The 17,603-nt window shown below is 52.7% G+C and carries 15 protein-coding genes; 7 read left to right on the forward strand and 8 right to left on the reverse strand.

Annotated features, from left to right (window positions below; genetic code table 11):
• The first annotated feature begins 231 nt into the window (after positions 1 to 231).
• The 3 genes from PJDR2_RS29650 to PJDR2_RS29660 all read left to right on the forward strand — a co-directional run bounded on the left by PJDR2_RS29650 (position 232) and on the right by PJDR2_RS29660 (position 4,598).
• Complete coding sequence (locus PJDR2_RS29650) at positions 232 to 2,085, forward strand: LTA synthase family protein (protein ID WP_015847434.1); 1,854 nt, start codon at positions 232 to 234, stop codon at positions 2,083 to 2,085.
• 188 nt (positions 2,086 to 2,273) lie between these two features.
• On the forward strand, positions 2,274 to 3,371 hold the full coding sequence (locus tag PJDR2_RS29655) for an S-layer homology domain-containing protein (protein WP_015847435.1): 1,098 nt from the start codon (positions 2,274 to 2,276) through the stop codon (positions 3,369 to 3,371).
• Between the two features lie 138 nt (positions 3,372 to 3,509).
• Positions 3,510 to 4,598: an S-layer homology domain-containing protein gene (locus PJDR2_RS29660; protein WP_015847436.1), complete on the forward strand. Its 1,089-nt coding sequence runs from the start codon at positions 3,510 to 3,512 to the stop codon at positions 4,596 to 4,598.
• Positions 4,599 to 4,639: 41 nt separating this feature from the next.
• Here PJDR2_RS29660 and PJDR2_RS29665 read toward each other — a convergent pair whose 3' ends face one another.
• Positions 4,640 to 5,599 carry an aldo/keto reductase gene (locus tag PJDR2_RS29665; protein WP_015847437.1) on the reverse strand — a complete coding sequence of 320 codons (960 nt, stop codon included), beginning with the start codon at positions 5,597 to 5,599 and terminating at the stop codon, positions 4,640 to 4,642.
• Between the two features lie 152 nt (positions 5,600 to 5,751).
• Here PJDR2_RS29665 and PJDR2_RS29670 point away from each other — a divergent pair, with 152 nt between their 5' ends.
• The gene (locus tag PJDR2_RS29670) at positions 5,752 to 6,135 is read left to right on the forward strand and encodes a VOC family protein (protein WP_041614792.1); all 384 of its coding nucleotides are present in this window, start codon (positions 5,752 to 5,754) and stop codon (positions 6,133 to 6,135) included.
• A 63-nt stretch (positions 6,136 to 6,198) separates the two neighbouring features.
• Here PJDR2_RS29670 and bcp read toward each other — a convergent pair whose 3' ends face one another.
• The 5 genes from bcp to ggt all read right to left on the reverse strand — a co-directional run bounded on the left by bcp (position 6,199) and on the right by ggt (position 11,526).
• Entirely contained in the window at positions 6,199 to 6,660 is a 462-nt protein-coding gene (gene bcp, locus PJDR2_RS29675) for a thioredoxin-dependent thiol peroxidase (RefSeq protein ID WP_015847439.1), read from the reverse strand.
• A gap of 26 nt (positions 6,661 to 6,686) precedes the next feature.
• Positions 6,687 to 7,760, reverse strand: a complete 1,074-nt coding sequence (locus PJDR2_RS29680; protein WP_015847440.1) for an asparaginase — start codon at positions 7,758 to 7,760, stop codon at positions 6,687 to 6,689.
• Positions 7,761 to 7,868: 108 nt separating this feature from the next.
• Complete coding sequence (locus PJDR2_RS29685; RefSeq protein WP_015847441.1) at positions 7,869 to 8,723, reverse strand: fumarylacetoacetate hydrolase family protein; 855 nt, start codon at positions 8,721 to 8,723, stop codon at positions 7,869 to 7,871.
• Positions 8,724 to 8,727: 4 nt separating this feature from the next.
• Positions 8,728 to 9,915: an amidase gene (locus PJDR2_RS29690; RefSeq protein ID WP_015847442.1), complete on the reverse strand. Its 1,188-nt coding sequence runs from the start codon at positions 9,913 to 9,915 to the stop codon at positions 8,728 to 8,730.
• Between the two features lie 30 nt (positions 9,916 to 9,945).
• Positions 9,946 to 11,526: a gamma-glutamyltransferase gene (gene ggt, locus PJDR2_RS29695; RefSeq protein ID WP_015847443.1), complete on the reverse strand. Its 1,581-nt coding sequence runs from the start codon at positions 11,524 to 11,526 to the stop codon at positions 9,946 to 9,948.
• 210 nt (positions 11,527 to 11,736) lie between these two features.
• Between ggt and PJDR2_RS29700 the strand changes: the two genes are divergently transcribed.
• The 3 genes from PJDR2_RS29700 (at position 11,737) to PJDR2_RS29710 (ending at position 13,416) form a co-directional block, all read left to right on the forward strand.
• A complete protein-coding gene (locus PJDR2_RS29700) occupies positions 11,737 to 12,219 on the forward strand; it encodes an Lrp/AsnC family transcriptional regulator (RefSeq protein WP_015847444.1) in 483 nt (160 codons plus the stop codon).
• Positions 12,220 to 12,313: 94 nt separating this feature from the next.
• A complete protein-coding gene (locus tag PJDR2_RS29705) occupies positions 12,314 to 12,880 on the forward strand; it encodes a chromate transporter (RefSeq protein WP_265525218.1) in 567 nt (188 codons plus the stop codon).
• Positions 12,880 to 13,416, forward strand: a complete 537-nt coding sequence (locus tag PJDR2_RS29710) for a chromate transporter (RefSeq protein WP_015847446.1) — start codon at positions 12,880 to 12,882, stop codon at positions 13,414 to 13,416. Before PJDR2_RS29705 ends, PJDR2_RS29710 begins: the two co-directional genes overlap by 1 nt.
• Positions 13,417 to 13,802: 386 nt before the next feature.
• On the opposite strand, the gene PJDR2_RS29715 is transcribed toward PJDR2_RS29710, so the two are convergent.
• Together PJDR2_RS29715 and PJDR2_RS29720 are read right to left on the reverse strand one after the other, a co-directional pair.
• Complete coding sequence (locus PJDR2_RS29715; protein ID WP_015847447.1) at positions 13,803 to 16,997, reverse strand: MMPL family transporter; 3,195 nt, start codon at positions 16,995 to 16,997, stop codon at positions 13,803 to 13,805.
• Positions 16,994 to 17,470, reverse strand: coding sequence for a MarR family winged helix-turn-helix transcriptional regulator (locus PJDR2_RS29720; RefSeq protein ID WP_015847448.1), 477 nt, complete (start codon positions 17,468 to 17,470; stop codon positions 16,994 to 16,996). Before PJDR2_RS29720 ends, PJDR2_RS29715 begins: the two co-directional genes overlap by 4 nt.
• Between the last annotated feature and the right edge of the window lie 133 nt (positions 17,471 to 17,603).

Here is a 17,603-nt window from a genome sequence, read left to right on the forward strand (position 1 = left end):
GTTTTTGTTTAGGAACGTTACGGTTCTTTCCTCTCTACTATAAACGAATAGACTCGATAATGTCTTAAAAAGTTGCAACATTTGTTTACGTGATTTTGCCATCACCGGCAGACTGGCTTGACTTTGACATTCCTCTTCCAGCCAAGCATAATGATTACAATAGAGATAGAAGACATTATGGGACAGGCTGCTTATTGAGAAGCCTGTTTTATTGTGAAGGGCGGCGAAAACGTGTCAAATCTAGCACCAAAAAGGCTTTTCAGCAAACGGCCCATTCTCGCATTCTCACTGATTGTTCTGCTTAAGAGCTTTCTAACCTGGATGGTCGTCTTTGGTGGTCCTAACTGGACAACCCTGCTCAAGGAAGTCCCGTTTGCGTTAATTGTGTTCTGTCTGATTGAATGGTTCGCTACCAAACGAAAGCTGGTCTATTATTTAAGCGCTAACCTGCTTATGACCGCCATCCTGTTTGCGGTCCTTATGTATTACAAATATTATGGCGTTATCGTTACCTACTCAGCCCTCAACCAGGTTAATCAGGTCACGGCCGTCAGCAACAGCGTTTTCTCTCTGATGGACCCTTACTATTTGCTGGTCTTTATCGATATTATTGTCATGGGTTATTACTTGATTCGGCGCCGGAAGGGACAGTATTGGAAGGCGGCCAGCCAAAAACGCGTCAGCCGGAGCGTGCTTGCTGCTTTGTTTGGCATTTCCCTTGCGCTTTGCCTGTTTAACATTTTGCCGAACCGCGCAAGTATGAACGAGATCGTCAAAGCGGAGCAAATGGGCATTCTTAATTACGAGGCATATACGATTTTATCCAATAAGAAGCAGGATCTCGTCAATCCGTCCGAGATTACGCAGTCCAAGATTGATGAAATAAAGCAGATTGAAAAGCCGGCCTCCCCTAAGCTGTGGAAGGCGGCCTCCGGCAAAAATCTGATCATTATCCAGATGGAGTCGTTCCAAAACTTCCTTATCAATCTGAAAATCGACGGCCAGGAAATTACGCCTAACATGAATAAGCTGGCCAATGAAAGCTACTACTTCAACAACTTCTATCAAGGTGTCGGACAGGGCAATACGTCGGATGCCGAATTTGTTGTTAATACTTCTTATTATATACCGCCAAACGGCGCGGCTACTCAGGTCTACCCGAAGAAAGAGCTGCCAAGCCTTCCAAGGCTGCTGCAGCAGCATGGCTATGACACGGCGACCTTTCATACCAATGTCGTGGAGTTCTGGAACCGCAGCGAGCTGTACAAGGCGCTTGGCTTCAACCGTTACTATGACAAACCGTTCTTCGGCGACGAGGATTCCGTCTTCTTCGCGGCCTCCGATGAAGTGCTGTACGCGAAAACCGCAGCCGAGCTGGAGAAAATGGATCAAGGCGACAAGCCGTTCTATGCGCAGGTCATCTCCATGTCTTCCCATCATCCGTTCACTATTCCGGAGCGGAAATACAAGATGGAGCTTCCGAAGCGGTACGAGAAGACCTTCGTGGGCGATTATATCCGCGCCCAGAATTACGCGGATTACGCGCTTGGCTTGTTCATTGACGATCTGAAGCAGCGCGGCATTTGGGATAACAGCGTTATCGTGCTGTATGGCGATCATCTCGGACTGCCGATTTACTCGCTGGACCGCGATGACAAGGAACTGATGAAAGAGATTTACGGACGTGAATACGGCTCTGCCGATATGATTAACATCCCGCTTATTATTACCGCCCCTGGCATTACCGAACCGGAAGTATTTAATCAGCTTGGCGGCCAGGTTGATATTCTGCCTACGGTAGCGAACCTGTTAGGCTTGCCGTTGGACAATCAAATTCATTTCGGTCAGGATATTCTGAACAACACGTCGGTTAACCTGCTGCCGCAGCGTTATTATCTGCCGACCGGATCATTCGTCAGCAGCGATGAGCTGTTCCTCTCCGGCAGCGGCTATGAGGACGGCACGCATCTTCCGCTCTCCGGAGCAAGCACCGTGTCCCTTGATTCGGCGGACGAATTTAACCGCGCGCTGGAGCTGCTGCAGTTGTCCGACAGCTATGTCAGCCAGCTTCCCAATTGGAAATAATACAATAGTAGACAAAAAAAGCCGGTCCTTAGTTAATAAGGATCGGTTTTTTTGCGCACTGGTTCCAAGGATTTATTTTAGCTATTCCAAGCCCAAATCTACTAATTTTCTCTAGTACAATCCCCTCTCATCTGATAGTATCAGTAAGGGTCTATTTACAAAATTCTTACATAAGAGAGGAATACGAAATGAAAACTTTTTCCCGTAGTCTTATTGTTTTCTTGGCAGCTGTCGTGCTGCTCACCCTTCCGTTCCAAGCTTCAAAAGTAAGCGCCGCGTCCGCTGAAGATACACTGGGCACATACTTCCCGGTTGATATCGACGACCACTGGGCCTATGACGAGCTTGACAACTTCGTTAACGCTGATCTGCTCAAAGGCTCCGCCGACTCTGACGGCAACACTTTGATCAAACCGGACCTGTCCGTCAGCCGTGCGGAATTCGTAGCCATTCTGGTACGCGCGCTTGGCTTGACTACAACTGAAACAGGCAAAACCTTTGCTGACGTTCCCGCAGGCAAATGGTTCTCCGAGCCGATTCGGATCGCAAGCTCCCTCGGTATCGTTAACGGCCTGACTGAAACGACCTTTGGTCCTAATGAACTGATCAAACGCGGCGAGATCGCTACGATGGTCGTTCGCGCATTCGAATCCTCCGTCAAATTTGAAGGCGAAGCGAAGTCCTTCTCCGACGTGCCGGAATACTTCGCAACTCCTTTCATTGCAAAAGCAAGCCAAGCGGGCATTGTTCGCGGCGCTACCGCTACAACGTTTAAGCCTTACGCAAACGCAACTCGCGCTGAAGCTGTGGTAATGGTCCAACGCGCGCTTGATCTGCAAGCAAGCAATCTGCCGGAAGATGCGACTCTCACCGCTCTGATTGATGAATACGAGGCAAAAGAAGCAGAGGTTGTTAATTCGCAGGACTTCGCTAAGCTTGGCGATGTTCTGGATAAATATATGACGGGTTACGCTAAAGCCGAAAACGCCTTTGACTACCAGGATTATTCGGAGCTGGCGAAGGAAGGTTACACCCTTGCTTTGGAAAAGCTGACTTCGCAAAAATATGAAATCGTGGCGAAAACAGACCGTTTTGCTACCATTCATGCAACAGGCAGCACTTACAAAGTAACGGTTAAAGGCAAAACCGATGCCGATACGCAAACGCAAACCGTTCCAAGAGACGGCTATTATCTGTTGAAGAAAACAGAAGACAACAGCTGGAAAATCTATCTGTTTGGTCCTGACGCTGATGACGCGTCCGGCACTGACGAAATCACTGAATAAGAACGAAGAAGGCTTGCGGATACCCGCAAGCCTTCTTTTTTTGCATGCCAATTATTCTCTCTAGTACTAAAACCTCTCATCTGGTAGTATCAGTATGGGTCATTTTTACAATATCTTTACATAAGAGAGGAATATGAAATGAAAGCTTTTACCCGCAGTCTTATTATTTTTCTGACAGCAGTACTTCTGCTTGCACTCCCGTTCCAGGCGTCCAAAGCTAGCGCTGCGTCCGCGGAAGACACCCTGTATGCTTATATCCCGATGGATATCGACGAGCATTGGGCTTACGAGGCGCTGGACAACTTCGTTTCGGCGGACCTGCTCAAGGGCTACACGGACTCCTATGGCGATACTTATCTGAAGCCCGACTTATCCATCAGCCGCGCGGAATTCGTATCCATTCTCGTACGCGCGCTTGGTCTAGCAACCGAGGAAGCAGGCAAATCCTTTACTGACGTTCCTAGCGGCAAATGGTACTCCGAGCCGATTCGGATCGCCAGCTCCCTTGGCGTTGTGAACGGTCTGACCGAAACAACTTTCGGGCCTGATGAACTTGTTAAGCGCGGCGAGATCGCAACGATGGTGGTCCGCGCTTTCGAATCTTCCGTCAAATTTGAAGGCGAGGCGAAATCCTTCTCCGACGTACCGGAATACTTCGCAACGCCTTTCATTGCAAAGGCAAGCCAAGCCGGAATTGTCCGCGGAGCTACCGCAACAACCTTTAAGCCTTACGCAAACGCGACTCGCGCGGAAGCCGTTGTCATGATTCAGCGCGCGCTTGATCTGCAGAAGAGCGATCTTCCCGAGGATGCCGTGCTTACCGCCGTCATTAACGAGGAAAACGCTAAAGAGGCGGAAGCCGTCAATGCGGAGGAATACGGCAAGCTTGGCGAGATCCAGGCACAATATTATACCGGATATCAACTGGCCGCCAGCTTCTGGGACAGCGAGAGCTTCGCGGCTTTAAAAGAACAGGGCTATAAATTGGCATTTGAGCTGACTGCGCCTGCAAGTTTTGAAGTCGTCTCCAAATCGAACCGTTTTGCCGTTATTCATGCGACAGGCGGCAAGATCAACATGAAATTGGAAGGCCCGGACATGACGCATACTCAGGTCATCCCTACGGACGCTACTTACTATCTGAAAAAAATGCCGGACAACAGCTGGAAAATCTATTATATGTATGAAGACGATCCCGAATATAGCGAAGATGAATTCGGATTATAATAATGAACAAGAGGCTTGCGGATATCCGCAAGCCTTTTATTTTAAATAACGTATGAAGAGTCCGGTTCAAATAAGCGGCTGATCTGCTCATAATCCTCGCGGGTCAGCTTCCATCGGGAAGCGGCGGCATTTTCCTGTACCTGTGCAACCGTCTTGGCACCGGCGATAACCGTCGTAACCGCCTTGTTATAGAGCAGCCAATTAATCGCGACCTGGCTGAGCGGCTTGCCGATGGACCTTGCGATCCCTTGCAGCAGCTCCACCTTCAGCACGTTGCCTTCGAACTGGCCGCGTTTGTAAAGCGGATTGCCATAGGAGCGGATATCGTCATCCCGGAACTTCGTGACCGCGTTGAATTTGCCGGTGAGCAGCCCTTGCGCCAAAGGACTGTACGGGATAAAGCCCAGCTGCTGCTTCTCGGAGTAAGGAAGCTCGGCATATTCGACTTGCCTTTGCAGCAGGTTGTACGGGGACTGAAGCGAGACGACGGTGGCAACGGACTGCGCCGCCACAAGCTGATGAACGGAGAAGTTCGATACGCCGATGCTGCGGATTTTGCCTGCTTGGACAAGCCCGTTAAGAACCGAAAATGTCTCCTCAATGGGTACCTTGCCTTTAGGATCCGGCCAATGCACCTGATAAAGATCGATATAATCGGTATCCAGCCGAAGGAGGCTGTCATCCACCTCGCGGATAAGGCTTGCCCCGGACAAGTCGATATCGACCTGGTAACGGTCATCCCAGACAAGACCGCATTTGGTGGCAATAAGTACTTTATCCCGTACGGACTTAAGCGCTTTTCCCAGCACTCTCTCCGATTCCCCGAATCCGTATACCGGAGCCGTATCGAAAAAGGTAATCCCCAGATCAATGGCCTTATCTATCGCCTGCCGGATATCCTTCTCTTCTACAGCCCCCCAGCCGTTCCGGCCCGCAGCCCATGCTCCAAAACCAATAACCGACGGGTACAGCTCACTTGCGCCCAGCCTTCTTATCTCCACTCCTCTGCCTCCTTTTATCCGTTTTCTTTTATCATATAATACCTATTTACTTACTTGGAATTATTTCTCATTATACTCTCCCCTTCGTTGCTTGACAACGAAAGAATGAATGCCTATGATGGGGTCAAACTAGAGGAGAAGGAGTAATGCAAATGGCACGCAAACGCGTCGATCACGTTGGAATCATGGTAAGAGATATGGAGGCAACCATCCGCTTCTATGAAGAGTTTGTGGGTCTGACCCTGAAAGGCCGCTTGACTCATACAAATGGCGTTATTGAACTAGCTTTCCTTGGCTTCGGGGATTCCGACGAGACGGAAATCGAATTAGTCCAGCATTATAACGGCGAGCTGCCTGTAGAAGGGCGCGTTCACCACTTTGCGATTTATGTAGACGATGTGGATGCCGAATTCGCACGTTTGAAAGAGACAAGCGTAACATTTATCGACGAGGAAATTACAACGCTTCCTAACGGCTACCGTTACTTCTTCATTAGCGGACCGGAAGGCGAACGAATCGAATTTTTCCAGCGTTAAAATATAAGAAAAAAAGCCTCCATCTCCACCGTTTGTGGATTTGGAGGCTTCTTTTGTCCATGCTTATTTTACCGCTTCGAGCACTTCAAGAACGTGGCCGTCTACCGATACGCTGCGCCATTCGCGTGCCAGCACGCCGTTCTCGTCGATCAGGAACGTCGAGCGCTCGATTCCCATAAACGTTTCGCCGTTCCAGGAACGCTCCTTCCATACGCCAAACAGCTCGGATACTCCATGCTCCGTATCGGCAAGCAGCGGGAAAGGAAGCTGGAAGTCGTTAATGAAGGTGTCATGCGACGCCAGATCGTCAGGGCTGATGCCGATCACTTCCGTATTATACGATTTGAACTGCCCGTTGTAATCGCGGAAATCGCATGACTCAACCGTACAACCCGGCGTATTATCCTTCGGGTAGAAATAAATCACCAGCTTTTTGCCCTTGTAGTCGGATAGCGAGATATTGCCGCCTGTAGAAGCCGGCAGAGTGAAATCCGGTACAGCTTGTCCTACTTGCGCTTGCGTCATAAATGAACACCTCTCCTCAAAACGTTTTATACGCCAAGTTTACCACGATTAGCCACAAATTCGTAGAACAGCGGCTGCTCCATAACGAAGGATTGAATCTCTTCCTTGCCAAGCGGCAGAGAGTAAGCCAAAGTCAGCTTCATAAGCGCGGCTTCGACGGACATGTTCTCGATAAAAACCGCTCCCGCTTCCTTCAGAAGAATAGACGAAGCATACATCGCTTCGCCGCTGTCCTTGAGCGGACACAGATACAGGTCCACCCCTTGTTCCGCGCAATATTCGGCAAACTGCAGGAGAGAATGGGAATCCGCCCCGCTTGCATTCGCCGTTCCGGAGTGGAACAGGTCATGCAGCACGGCTTTTGGTTTATGCACGGAGAAATCGTAGTACGAATAATTCAGCCCCGGAAAAGGACGGATATACAGCATGCCGGACTGGATGCCTTCGCCGTCTTCCAGCCACGGACTGCTCTCCGGCTGACGCGCGCGAAGCTCATCGTGAGCCGGGTTAAACGGATGGTCGTAACGGACCAGTCTTCCGCCAGCCATGGTGCCGTAAGGCACGCTATACGGGCTGTCGAACTGGTCGGTGAACGACTCGCATTGCGTAATGCGGCTGCCGAGATAAACCACCGATTCTCCTTTATCATTACGGTAAATGACAAATACGCCCGGCGCCGCATCCTCCGAAATAAAGTCCACTGCCGCAGCGAAATTGCTCAGACCGTTCGCCCGCTCGTCGCCAAGCGGATAATTGCTGGCCACAAGGACCAGCGGGATTGTCAGGTCGCATAAAACAAAGCTGAGAAGCGCCGCCGAAAAGGCCAGCGTATCCGAGCCATGCGTCACAATAAGACCGTCGTACTTGGATTGATCGACGGCCCTGATCGCCGCAATCAATGTATTCCAGTCCGACGGCACGATATTTTCGCTCAATATATTCATCGGTTGAACCGTCTCCAGGTCCGCATCCCGCTTCAGCGCGCTCGCCATGTAAGCATCAATCAAATGGTAAGAGCCTGCTTCATTCACCGAAATCGCGCCGTCATTGTTCTTGCTGCCGATTGTTCCTCCGGTGAACATCACAAGTATTTGGCTCATCTGTAACTCCCTCTCCGTTTCAGCAATTGCATATGGTTCTAGTACTCAGTCGTCCCCATATGCAACCTAAATCATACTAAACCGGGCTTGAGGCTTGCAAGCAAACGATTAACGAACCCCGCTCCGCAGCGGCGACAGTCCATTAATCCGGCATTCGATGACATCACCGCTCCGAATGACGGCCGCACCCGGCGTCCCGGTCAGGATAACGTCTCCCGGCAGCAGCGTCATTACCTGCGAGTGGAAGGCAATCAGAAAAGCAGGCGGAAAAATCATATTCGACAGCTTGGCGGCATGCGCCAGCCTGCCGTTATGCCACGTCTCCACTTGCAGCTCGGGCAGCTCTCCCGCTTCATCCGGCGTGGTCAGCTCGGAGCCAAAGGTGAAGAACGTATCAAAGCTTTTCGCCCGGGTCAAATAACGCATATGCCGGGCGTGAATATCTGCCGCCGTCGTATCGATCGCCGCCGCAAAACCCGCAATGGCAAGCAGCGCTTCGTCCTCCGATACGTTCCGGCATGTCCGCCCGATAATAATCGCCAGCTCCGCTTCGGCCGTCACCCGTTCGGATTGGGCAGGCAGCATAATATCCTCGCCGTCGCCAATAATCGACGTATCCGGCTTCATAAAGCTTACCGGCTCTTCTTCGCGAAGGGCAGCAAGCTGCCTCGCGTCCGCCGCGTAATTCATGCCGATTCCCCATATTTTGCGGGGATGGCGGTAAAGCGGCACGGGGCTTGCTTCCCCGGCTCGGATGATCGACAATGAGGCTAGCCTCTCTTGACCACCTTCGTTATACCAGGCAGTTAGCTCCGACAGCCGACCGCTTGTAATAAGGCCAAATACATCCGTCTGCCAGTCTGATCCCGTGATACGGTTCAGCTCCGCCAGCGTTACATATCCTTCGGGTACGGCTATGCTGCCCAGCTCCACACCTTCATGCACAATCGTAGCCAGCTTCATCGCTTTACCTCCCCTTCTCGAATTGTTCCGCCCGGCGCAGCAGCTTGAGGTCCTGCTTCACGCCCGCTATAACCGACAACGCGATTGGCGCGCCATCAACCTCGCCTGCCGGAATCGTTACCTGCGGAAGCCCCGACAGCCCTGCTATACAGGATAGCTGCATCGTGCGGAACCGGCGTTCTTCAACGGCAGGCCCATGAATCGTCCGGCTTGGAGCGGTGCCCGGGATCGTCGGAATGATGAGCAGACCGTCGTCGCCAAGCAGCTCCCGCAGCCTTTTCCGAATAATTTCCCGCAACGCGCCATCCCTCTCGGCTTCGGCGCCCGATATCGTGCTTGCCGAAGCAAATCTCGCGCCAATGCTTTCGCCAAACACCGGCTTCTCCCTGACAATCCATTCGCCATGCGTCTGCCAGATCTCCCGCCCTTGCGTCGTGCGGAAAGCATGGCTCCAAGCCTCCAGACCTTCCGGCGCGACCGATCGCCATTCCTGCGTCATGCCTTCCGTCTGTACAAGCTGTATGCAGACGCTCCCCAGCGCCTTGCGGCAGGAAGGCTCCGCCTTCTCCCACGCTTCCTCGGCAAAGATCAGCCTGCGAAAATCCTGCCGCGGCGTTTCCGCATCGGTAGTTCCGGGTAACAAAACATCGCCCACTTGGCGCAGCAGAGAGATGTCTCTTGCCATCCAGCCGACGGTATCGTAGCTTGGAGCGAGCGGAATAACCCCGTCAATGGAAACAAAGTCATGCGTCGGCCGGAATCCGTAAATCCCGCAATACGCGGCGGGCACCCGGACCGAGCCGCCCGTATCCGTGCCAAGCGCGAAGTCGACAGCGCCCGCCGCCACCGCAACCGCCGAACCGCTGGACGACCCGCCAGGTATCCGGTCCGGTGCCTTCGGATTAACCGGCGTGCCGTAATGATCGTTTTGTCCGTTAATGCTGTACATCAATTCATCGGTATGGGTTGTGCCTGTGAGGCGCGCGCCCGATGCCAGCAGCTTGCTGATCGAAGAGGCCGTCTTCTCCCAAGGCGAATGCGTACGAAGCCAATCCGGATTGCCGGCCCCGCTCGTGTACCCTTTTATCGCAAATACATCCTTTACCGCAAATGTCAGGCCGCGAAGCGGTCCCTCTCCGACCGGCGGCAGCTCAAGCTCCGGCTCTACAAACGCTTTGTACGTATCGATCATGGAATAATCCCTCCCTCTATATCCATCCGTCTACCAGCCAATTGCCGATCCGTCGCAACGCGGGTCGGCTCCTCCGCTTAGCAGACCGTCTTTGCTTATCGCAATGGCATGAGCATGCCCCATTATCCCATCGAAGTCAGGCAGCCTGCGGACAAGATGTCCCGCCTTCTCGAGCTTCTCGGCTGACTCTTCCGGAATTCGTCCTTCCAGCTTCAACTCCTGCGTTGGAGCCCCCCAAGTACGTCCCCATACAAACCGCGGCTCGCTAACCGCCTGCTGAGGATTCATGCCAAAGTCGATCATCCGCGTCAGCATCAGCGTCTGCGTCTGCGGCTGTCCTTCCCCGCCTTGCGTGCCATACAAAAAGCCCGGTTTGCCGTTCAAGCAAGCCATTGCCGGCATCAGCGTATGGAAGGTACGCTTGCGCGGCTCCAGCCGGTTAATATGGTTCGGGTCAAGCGAGAAGAACGAACCGCGGTTCTGCAGCAGCACGCCGGTATCTCCCGCCACAACACCCGAGCCAAATTCAAAGTATAAGCTTTGGATAAAAGAAACCGCATTGCCGTCCTCATCCACAACGGCCGCATACGCGGTATCGCTGCCAACCGGCTGGCTGTTGATATCTACGGCAGCATCTTTTTTAATCGAAGCCGCAAGCTCCGACGCATATTCCTTGCTGAGCAGCCGGTCAAGCGGAACGGCCGAGAAGGATGGATCCGTCAAATACCGGTTGCGGTCGCGGAAGCTCAGCTTCAGCGCCTCCGTCAACACGTGATAATACTCATAAGAACCATGCCCCATGGCCGCCAGATCAAACTGCTCAAGGATTTGCAAAGCCATTATGCCGGTGAAGCCCTGCGAATTCGGAGGCACCTGATAGATATCGTAACCGCGATAGGAACCGCGGATTGGCTCTATCCACTCGCCGCTATGCGCGGCGAAATCCTCCTCCGTCAGCAGCCCGCCTTCGGTCTGCAGAAACCGGACAATCTCGGCGGCGACTTCTCCATGATAGAAGGCGTCCCTTCCTTTTTCCGCAATGGTGCTTAAGGTTGCCGCGAGCTTTGACTGGACAAACCTTTCTCCAGCCGGAATTACACGCCCGCCCGGCATATAGATTTCAGCCGTAGCCGTCTGCTCCCCCAGCATGGCGGCATGCTGCTTGGTATGTTCAAATTGATCGGGCGACATCGGGAAACCTTCCGACGCATACGAGACCGCCGACTCCAGCACTTCGGCAAACGTCAAGCGGCCGTAACGGTTCTGCACCGCATACCAGCCGTCGACCATGCCGGGAACCGTAATGGCGCTGCGCGGTCCTCTTGTCGGAATCCCCTCTACATCGGCAAAGGCTTCAATGGTTGCTTCGCCTCCCGACCGTCCGCTTGCATTATAAGCCCGCATTTCCCCGTCCGAAGCATGATAAGAAAGGAAAAAAGCATCCCCCCCTACGCCCGTCATATGCGGATAAACAACCGCCAGACAAGCGCTGACCGCAACCGCCGCGTCAAACGCATTGCCTCCCCGTTCCATTACGCGCGCGCCTGCCGCCGTTGCTAAGTGATGCGGACTTACCACCATCGCTTTTGTACCCGTAACCGGCTTCTTCATCCCCATGCCACCTCGTAAGTCAGGTTTACTAACCATATAGATTTAAAATATCACGCCCCCCGGGACCCGGCAACGAAAAAGAAAGCTATTTCCGCGATTTTTGTTGATGATGAACAAAAAACGCTATATATTTATGCATATGGTAATGAATCTTTCGATTTTACATACCTTTTGCATATACAGAAGCAATAGAGAGGAGATAGACTAAGCATGCATCACCGCACTTCAAGTCCAATCGAGAACGTTCAGATCGACGAAATCGATCGCAAAATCATTTCCGCCCTGCATCAAAACGGCAGAATTTCTTACACCGACCTGGCCAAAGACATCGGGTTATCCCGTGTCGCCGTGCAGGCCCGCATCAATACGTTAATGGAAGAGGGCGTCATCGAGCGGTTCACCGCCGTTATTAATCCGGAGAAGATCGGCATTACGGTCAGCGCTTTTTTTAACGTGGAGGTAGAACCCAAGTATCTTCATGAAGCCGCGGACCGTTTAGCCGACGAGCCTGTTGTCACCAGCCTGTATCATATGACGGGCCCAAGCAAGCTGCATATGCATGGATTGTTTACGAGCAATCAGGAAATGGAGACCTTTATGCGGGAGAAGCTGTACCCGCTGCCCGGCATTATGGGCGTCGACTGCCAGGTGTTGATTAACCGATACAAAAGTCGGATGGGAATGAGGCTGTAGCATGGAAACAACAACTTCTTTGGAGCCGGGCACAAACCCGCCTCAAACCGGAAGACCTTCAGGCTTAACCGATTACGGCCACATCGCATGGGCCATGGTCAAAACCGGTGTATTAGGCTATGGCGGCGGACCGTCGGTTATTCCGCTTATCCGTTATGAAGCCGTTACCCGCTATCATTGGATCGATGACGATGAATTCGCTGAGATTTTAGCGCTGGCTAACGCTCTCCCGGGACCTATCGCCACTAAAATGGCCGCTTATCTCGGCTACCGCCGCAAGGGTTGGCTTGGCGCTGTCGTTGCCGTTCTTGCGCACATTTTGCCTTCGGCCATCGCCATGATCGCGCTGCTGTCGGTGGTGCAGTATTTGAGCGGTTCGACTGTCATTCAGGGGATGATCTCCGCCGTTATTCCGGTCATTGCCGTAATGCTCGGGGTTATGGCTTACGAATTCGCGAACCGTGCCGTCAAAGGGCTTGGCAAATGGATGGGCTTCGCGATGTTTGCCGTTGCTTTTCTACTCTTACAAATTATTAATATTGAAGATGCAATCGTTATCGTCGCCTTTCTCGCGTACGGGGCGGTACATTTCAAAGCAGCGGGCTGGGTTGCCAAGTGGAAAAACAACCGGCGCGTACGCTCTGAAGGAGGCGGCGACTAATGGATTGGCTTGACCTTATTATCGGCTTCTTCGTTGCCAACGTGCTTGGTTATGGCGGCGGTCCTGCTTCCATCCCGCTTATGTACAACCAGATCGTCACGCATTACGGCTGGACGAACGATTCCGAATTCTCGAATATACTTGCGCTGGGCAACGCTTTGCCCGGACCAATCGCGACCAAGATCGCCGCGTTTATCGGCTATGATGTTGCCGGCTGGCCCGGCCTGGTCCTAGCTCTTGCGGCAACGATAGTCCCTTCCGCTGTAGCGCTTATTTTCCTGCTTGAGCTGCTGCAGAAGCATCGCCAATCCCCGATTGTTAAAGGAATGACCCTGCTTGTCCAGCCGGTTGTCGCCATCATGATGGTGCTTCTCACCTGGCAAATGTTCGATACGTCGATTCATTCCACTAACCTGTGGCAGACGCTAGGCATTGCAGCCGTTGCTTACTGGCTGATGGAGCGCAAAAAAGTCCATCCCGCAATCGTCATCTGTATCGCCTTTGTCTACGGCGGCACGGTGCTGGCGGATATCTAAAAAGAAGTCCTCTTATGCGTCATTCCCGACGACGAGAGGACTTCTTTGACTTATACTTGTTTGCTCGAACCCTCATCCCCTTCGCCTACGTTGGAGTTCATCCAGCATAACGGAGCGCTAAAGCCCGGTTATTAAAGTTACACTGGATCTACTCCAACGAAATGCGTATATTTGGGCCAAAGAAGCTAAAATGAGCGAAAACTATTGGATAAAACCCAGCGTAGGCTGCTTCAATGGGAAAACAAGAGCTTCTACGTTGGACAATCTCCAACGTAGAGCGTATAGCCAATAACTATTAGCCCGACCTCGGGCAGGTCCGGCCGTTAAAGCCTGCCAATAAGCAAAAGCGGCTATGCCAGGGTTATCCCCGGCACAGCCGCTTTTTATTACATATCTTTAGAATGGGTATGAACCTCCTGCCCTCTCAAAGGGACATTTCGCTCTCCATCCTCTTTCATAAACGGCCAGTAATTCGCTCTACCGAACATCCGCACCATAACCGGAATGAACAGCGGCAGCATCACCAGCGCGTACAGGAACAAGCCGCAGAGCACGATTGTGGCGATCTGCAAGAGCGACATAACCCCCGAAGGAAGCATCGCCGCAAAGGTACCGCCCAGAATGACGGCTGCCGACATAATGACGGTGCCCATGTTTTTCATCGCGGCCAGAATCGCTTCGGTTGGAGACAGCTGATCGCGGTATTCCTTGAAGCGGTCCATCAGGAAGATGCTGTAGTCGATACCCAGCGCCACAAGCATAACGAACCCGAAGAACGGAACCGCCCAGCTGATACCGGTATGCCCCAGCATCCGGACGAAGATGACTTCGGTAATCGCCATGGACGTATAGAACGTCACGAGCAGTGAAGCAATCATATACAGCGGCATGATGATGGAACGGAACAAAATAATCAAAATAATCGCGATGCCGATAATCATGAGCATAACCGTGCGGGAATAGTCCGCGTTCGAAATATTGCTCAAATCATTGTTCATGCTGGAGACGCCGCCAACCGCGTAAGTGACATGGCCGTCATAAGGAGTCCCTTGCACGCCGCGGCCCACTGACGCTTCCAGATCATCAATCCGCGACATCGTTTCTTCCTCGTACGGGTTGCCGCTGAAGACGACGTCAAACTTCGCCGATTTGCGGTCTTCGGACAAATAAACGTTCAGCGCTTGCTGGAAGTCGTCATTCTTAATCGCTTCATCCGGGATGAACCAGCCGGTCATCTGCTTATTCGGCGAAGAGGACAGCTCATTCAGATACCCTTTTGCCGAAGACAATCCGTCCGTTACCTGCGTCAAGCCGTCGACGCTTTGATCCAGTCCATCCGTCAGTTGACCAAGCTGGCCGTTCAGCTCCGTAAAGCCGGACTGCAGCTCTTTCTGCCCATTCGACAGTTGATCCAGACCCTGCGTAACGCCAGGCAGCTTCGAGACAATCTGGCCTTGGCCGTTCGCGGCCTGCTCAATGCCTTTTTGCAAATCGGAAATACCGCTTGCCAGCTTGGCGAGTCCCGCAGCAAGCGCCGTTTGCCCGTCAGCCGCTTGCTTGTAGCCGGCATTTGCTTTGTCCAGCCCGCCGCTTACGCCGGTAAGCTGCGCATTAAGCTGGGTCATCTGCCCGCTTAGACCGGAAGCTTCCTGTCCAAGCTGCTTCACCGAGCTTAATGCTTGCTGGTAAGCCGCATCCTCCGCGAGCTCCGGATGGGTTGCGCTAAGCCCCGTGATGCCTTGCTCGAGACTCGACAATCCGTCTGCAAGCCTCGCCTGCTCGGATGCAACCGATTGATAAGCCTGCGTAAGCTGCGTTAATCCGCTGCCCGCCTGCTGATAGCCCTTCAGCAGATCCTGGCTTGCAGCCGCTAGCTGTTCGGCGCTTGCTTTGGCCTGCTTCAGCCCGGCCGTTAATTCTTTGGCTCCGGCAGAACCGTCCTGCAGACCGCGTTCAATCTGCTTCAGTCCGGTACCCAGCTGGTCGATGCCGCTCTTCAGTGCATTGGTACCATCCACCAGCTTGCCGGCGCCGGCTGCCGCATCGTTCAGCTTGGGCCCGTTTTTGCTCAGCTCGGAGCTGGCATCGGATAAGCCGGAGCCGATTTTGCCAAGCCCGTCATTGCTTTGCCCAAGTCCGTCTTCCAGCGTTCCCACCTGGTCGGATACTAGAAAATCGTCCATCGCATCGCCAGTCGGGCGTGTCGCGCTTCGGACCACTTTTACGCCGTCAACCTTGCCAAGCTCGCGGCTGATTTGCTCAAGCGCCGCCAGTCCATCCGAGGTATCGAGCGGTTTATCGGATTTCATGACTACCGTCGTTGGCAGCGATTCGCCTGGACCAAAGCTGTCCGCGATTATGTTAAATGCCTTGACTGAATCATATTTATCGCCAATCTCGTCGAGCGAGTTAAACGACAAGGAACCTTTGTATGCAGTGAGGAACGGCACGACCAGTACCGCCAAAATAACAAGCGCCCAGATCGGACGTTTCAGCGAGAAGTTGCCGACAGCACCCCACAAGCCGCTAGGTTTATGCTCCAGCGAGCCTTTCGAAGGCCAGAAGAGCTTGGGTCCAAGCGTCGCCATAAAGAACGGTACGACCGTAAACAAGGCCAAAAGCAGTACGGCGATCCCGACGGCTACCGCCACCGCCGAGCGGTACAGGATAAAGGTCGAGAAGCCAATGGAGGCGAAGCCGACCAGTACAGCCAGACCGGAGAAGAGAACCGTTCTGCCCGCTGTTTTGTAAGTAGCCACAATCGATTCCGGAATATTCCCGCCGCGGTGCGACAGCTCTTCCTTAAAGCGGCTGATCAACAAAATACAGTAGTCCGTCCCGATCCCGAACAACACGGCAACGAGGAAAATCTGCGTAAAGTTGGAGAGCGGGAAGTCCATGTATTTAACGAGAAAAGCAACGATGGACTGCGTCACCATGTAAGAAAAACCTACCGTCAGAAGCGGCACAATCGGAGCTACTGCCGAACGGAACACCACGAACAGAATAATAAGAATGAAGCCGACGGTAATAAATTCGGTTTTCTTGAGCCCTTCCTGCGAGCTTGTGACAACGTCCTCCGAAATAAGCCAGTTGCCGGTGTAATAATGCTCAATCTTGATGTCTTTAATCGCGTCGTACAGATGATCGCGGACCTGCGCGAGATCCGCTCCGTCCAGGTTCACGTTGACGAGCACGAGCACGGTGGAACCGTCTTCCGCCACCATTTGCTTCGCCAGCTCCGGCGTATCGAAATGCGTCGTCAGCGAAGTGATGCGCAGCTCGTCTTTCTCTTGTTTCAGCTTGTTAATGCCGCCTTGTATACTGGTCAGGTCATCATCCGACAACCCTCCGTCCTTATGAAAGACGAGCACCGTAGAAGCGCCGCCTACCCCGGAATCCTTCGTGCCAATTGCCTTCTCCATGTCTGCGGCGATTGTGGAGGAATAGCCGTCGGGCACGTTCACCTGCCCCTTCTCGCGGACAAGATCCTGCATATTAGGGGCGCTTAGCATAAGCCCAACCATTACCGCTATCCAGACTACAAGGAGAATCCATCTTGCTTTGATTACCGTCTTCATTTTTTCTCTAACTCCTCTCCGTCTCCCGGCGGCTGTGACATAACCATGGCCAGCTTCTCATAAGTCTCAATAAACGCAAGTGCTTCCTGTTCGTCAAAATGCTGCAAATACTTCGCGATCAGTTCCTGGATTTTGCGTTCCACCGCATCGGCCATCCGTATGCCTTCGTCGGTCAGCCGCAGCAGCGTGACGCGGCGGTCCTTCTCGTCCGGCGTTCTCTCCAGCAGCTGTTTATCGAATAACCGCGTTATAATCGCGGTGATCGAGCTTTTTCCCACGCAAAACGTATCCGCAAGCTCCGTCGAGGTGCATACGCCTACCGTCCGCAAATAACGGAGCGTCGAAGATTGCTCAAAGGTCAGCTCATTCGGCATCAGATCGCGGAACATGGCCGTCAGCCTGCGTTCAACGGTAAAATGCGCCCCCTCGTATCTGCGGATGAGCTGCCCCAGCATATCGTTGTCTATCACCATGTCCGTATCCCTCTCGTTAACAATCATTTAGTTTCACTGTAGAACTATTAGACAGTAGAACTATAACAAAAGGATTAGTCGTCAGTCAACCAAGATACAAGCCAATAATTTGAAAATTTTATGAAAAGGCTGG

The sequence above is a fragment of the Paenibacillus sp. JDR-2 genome, from assembly GCF_000023585.1.
Lineage (GTDB): Bacteria > Bacillota > Bacilli > Paenibacillales > Paenibacillaceae > Pristimantibacillus.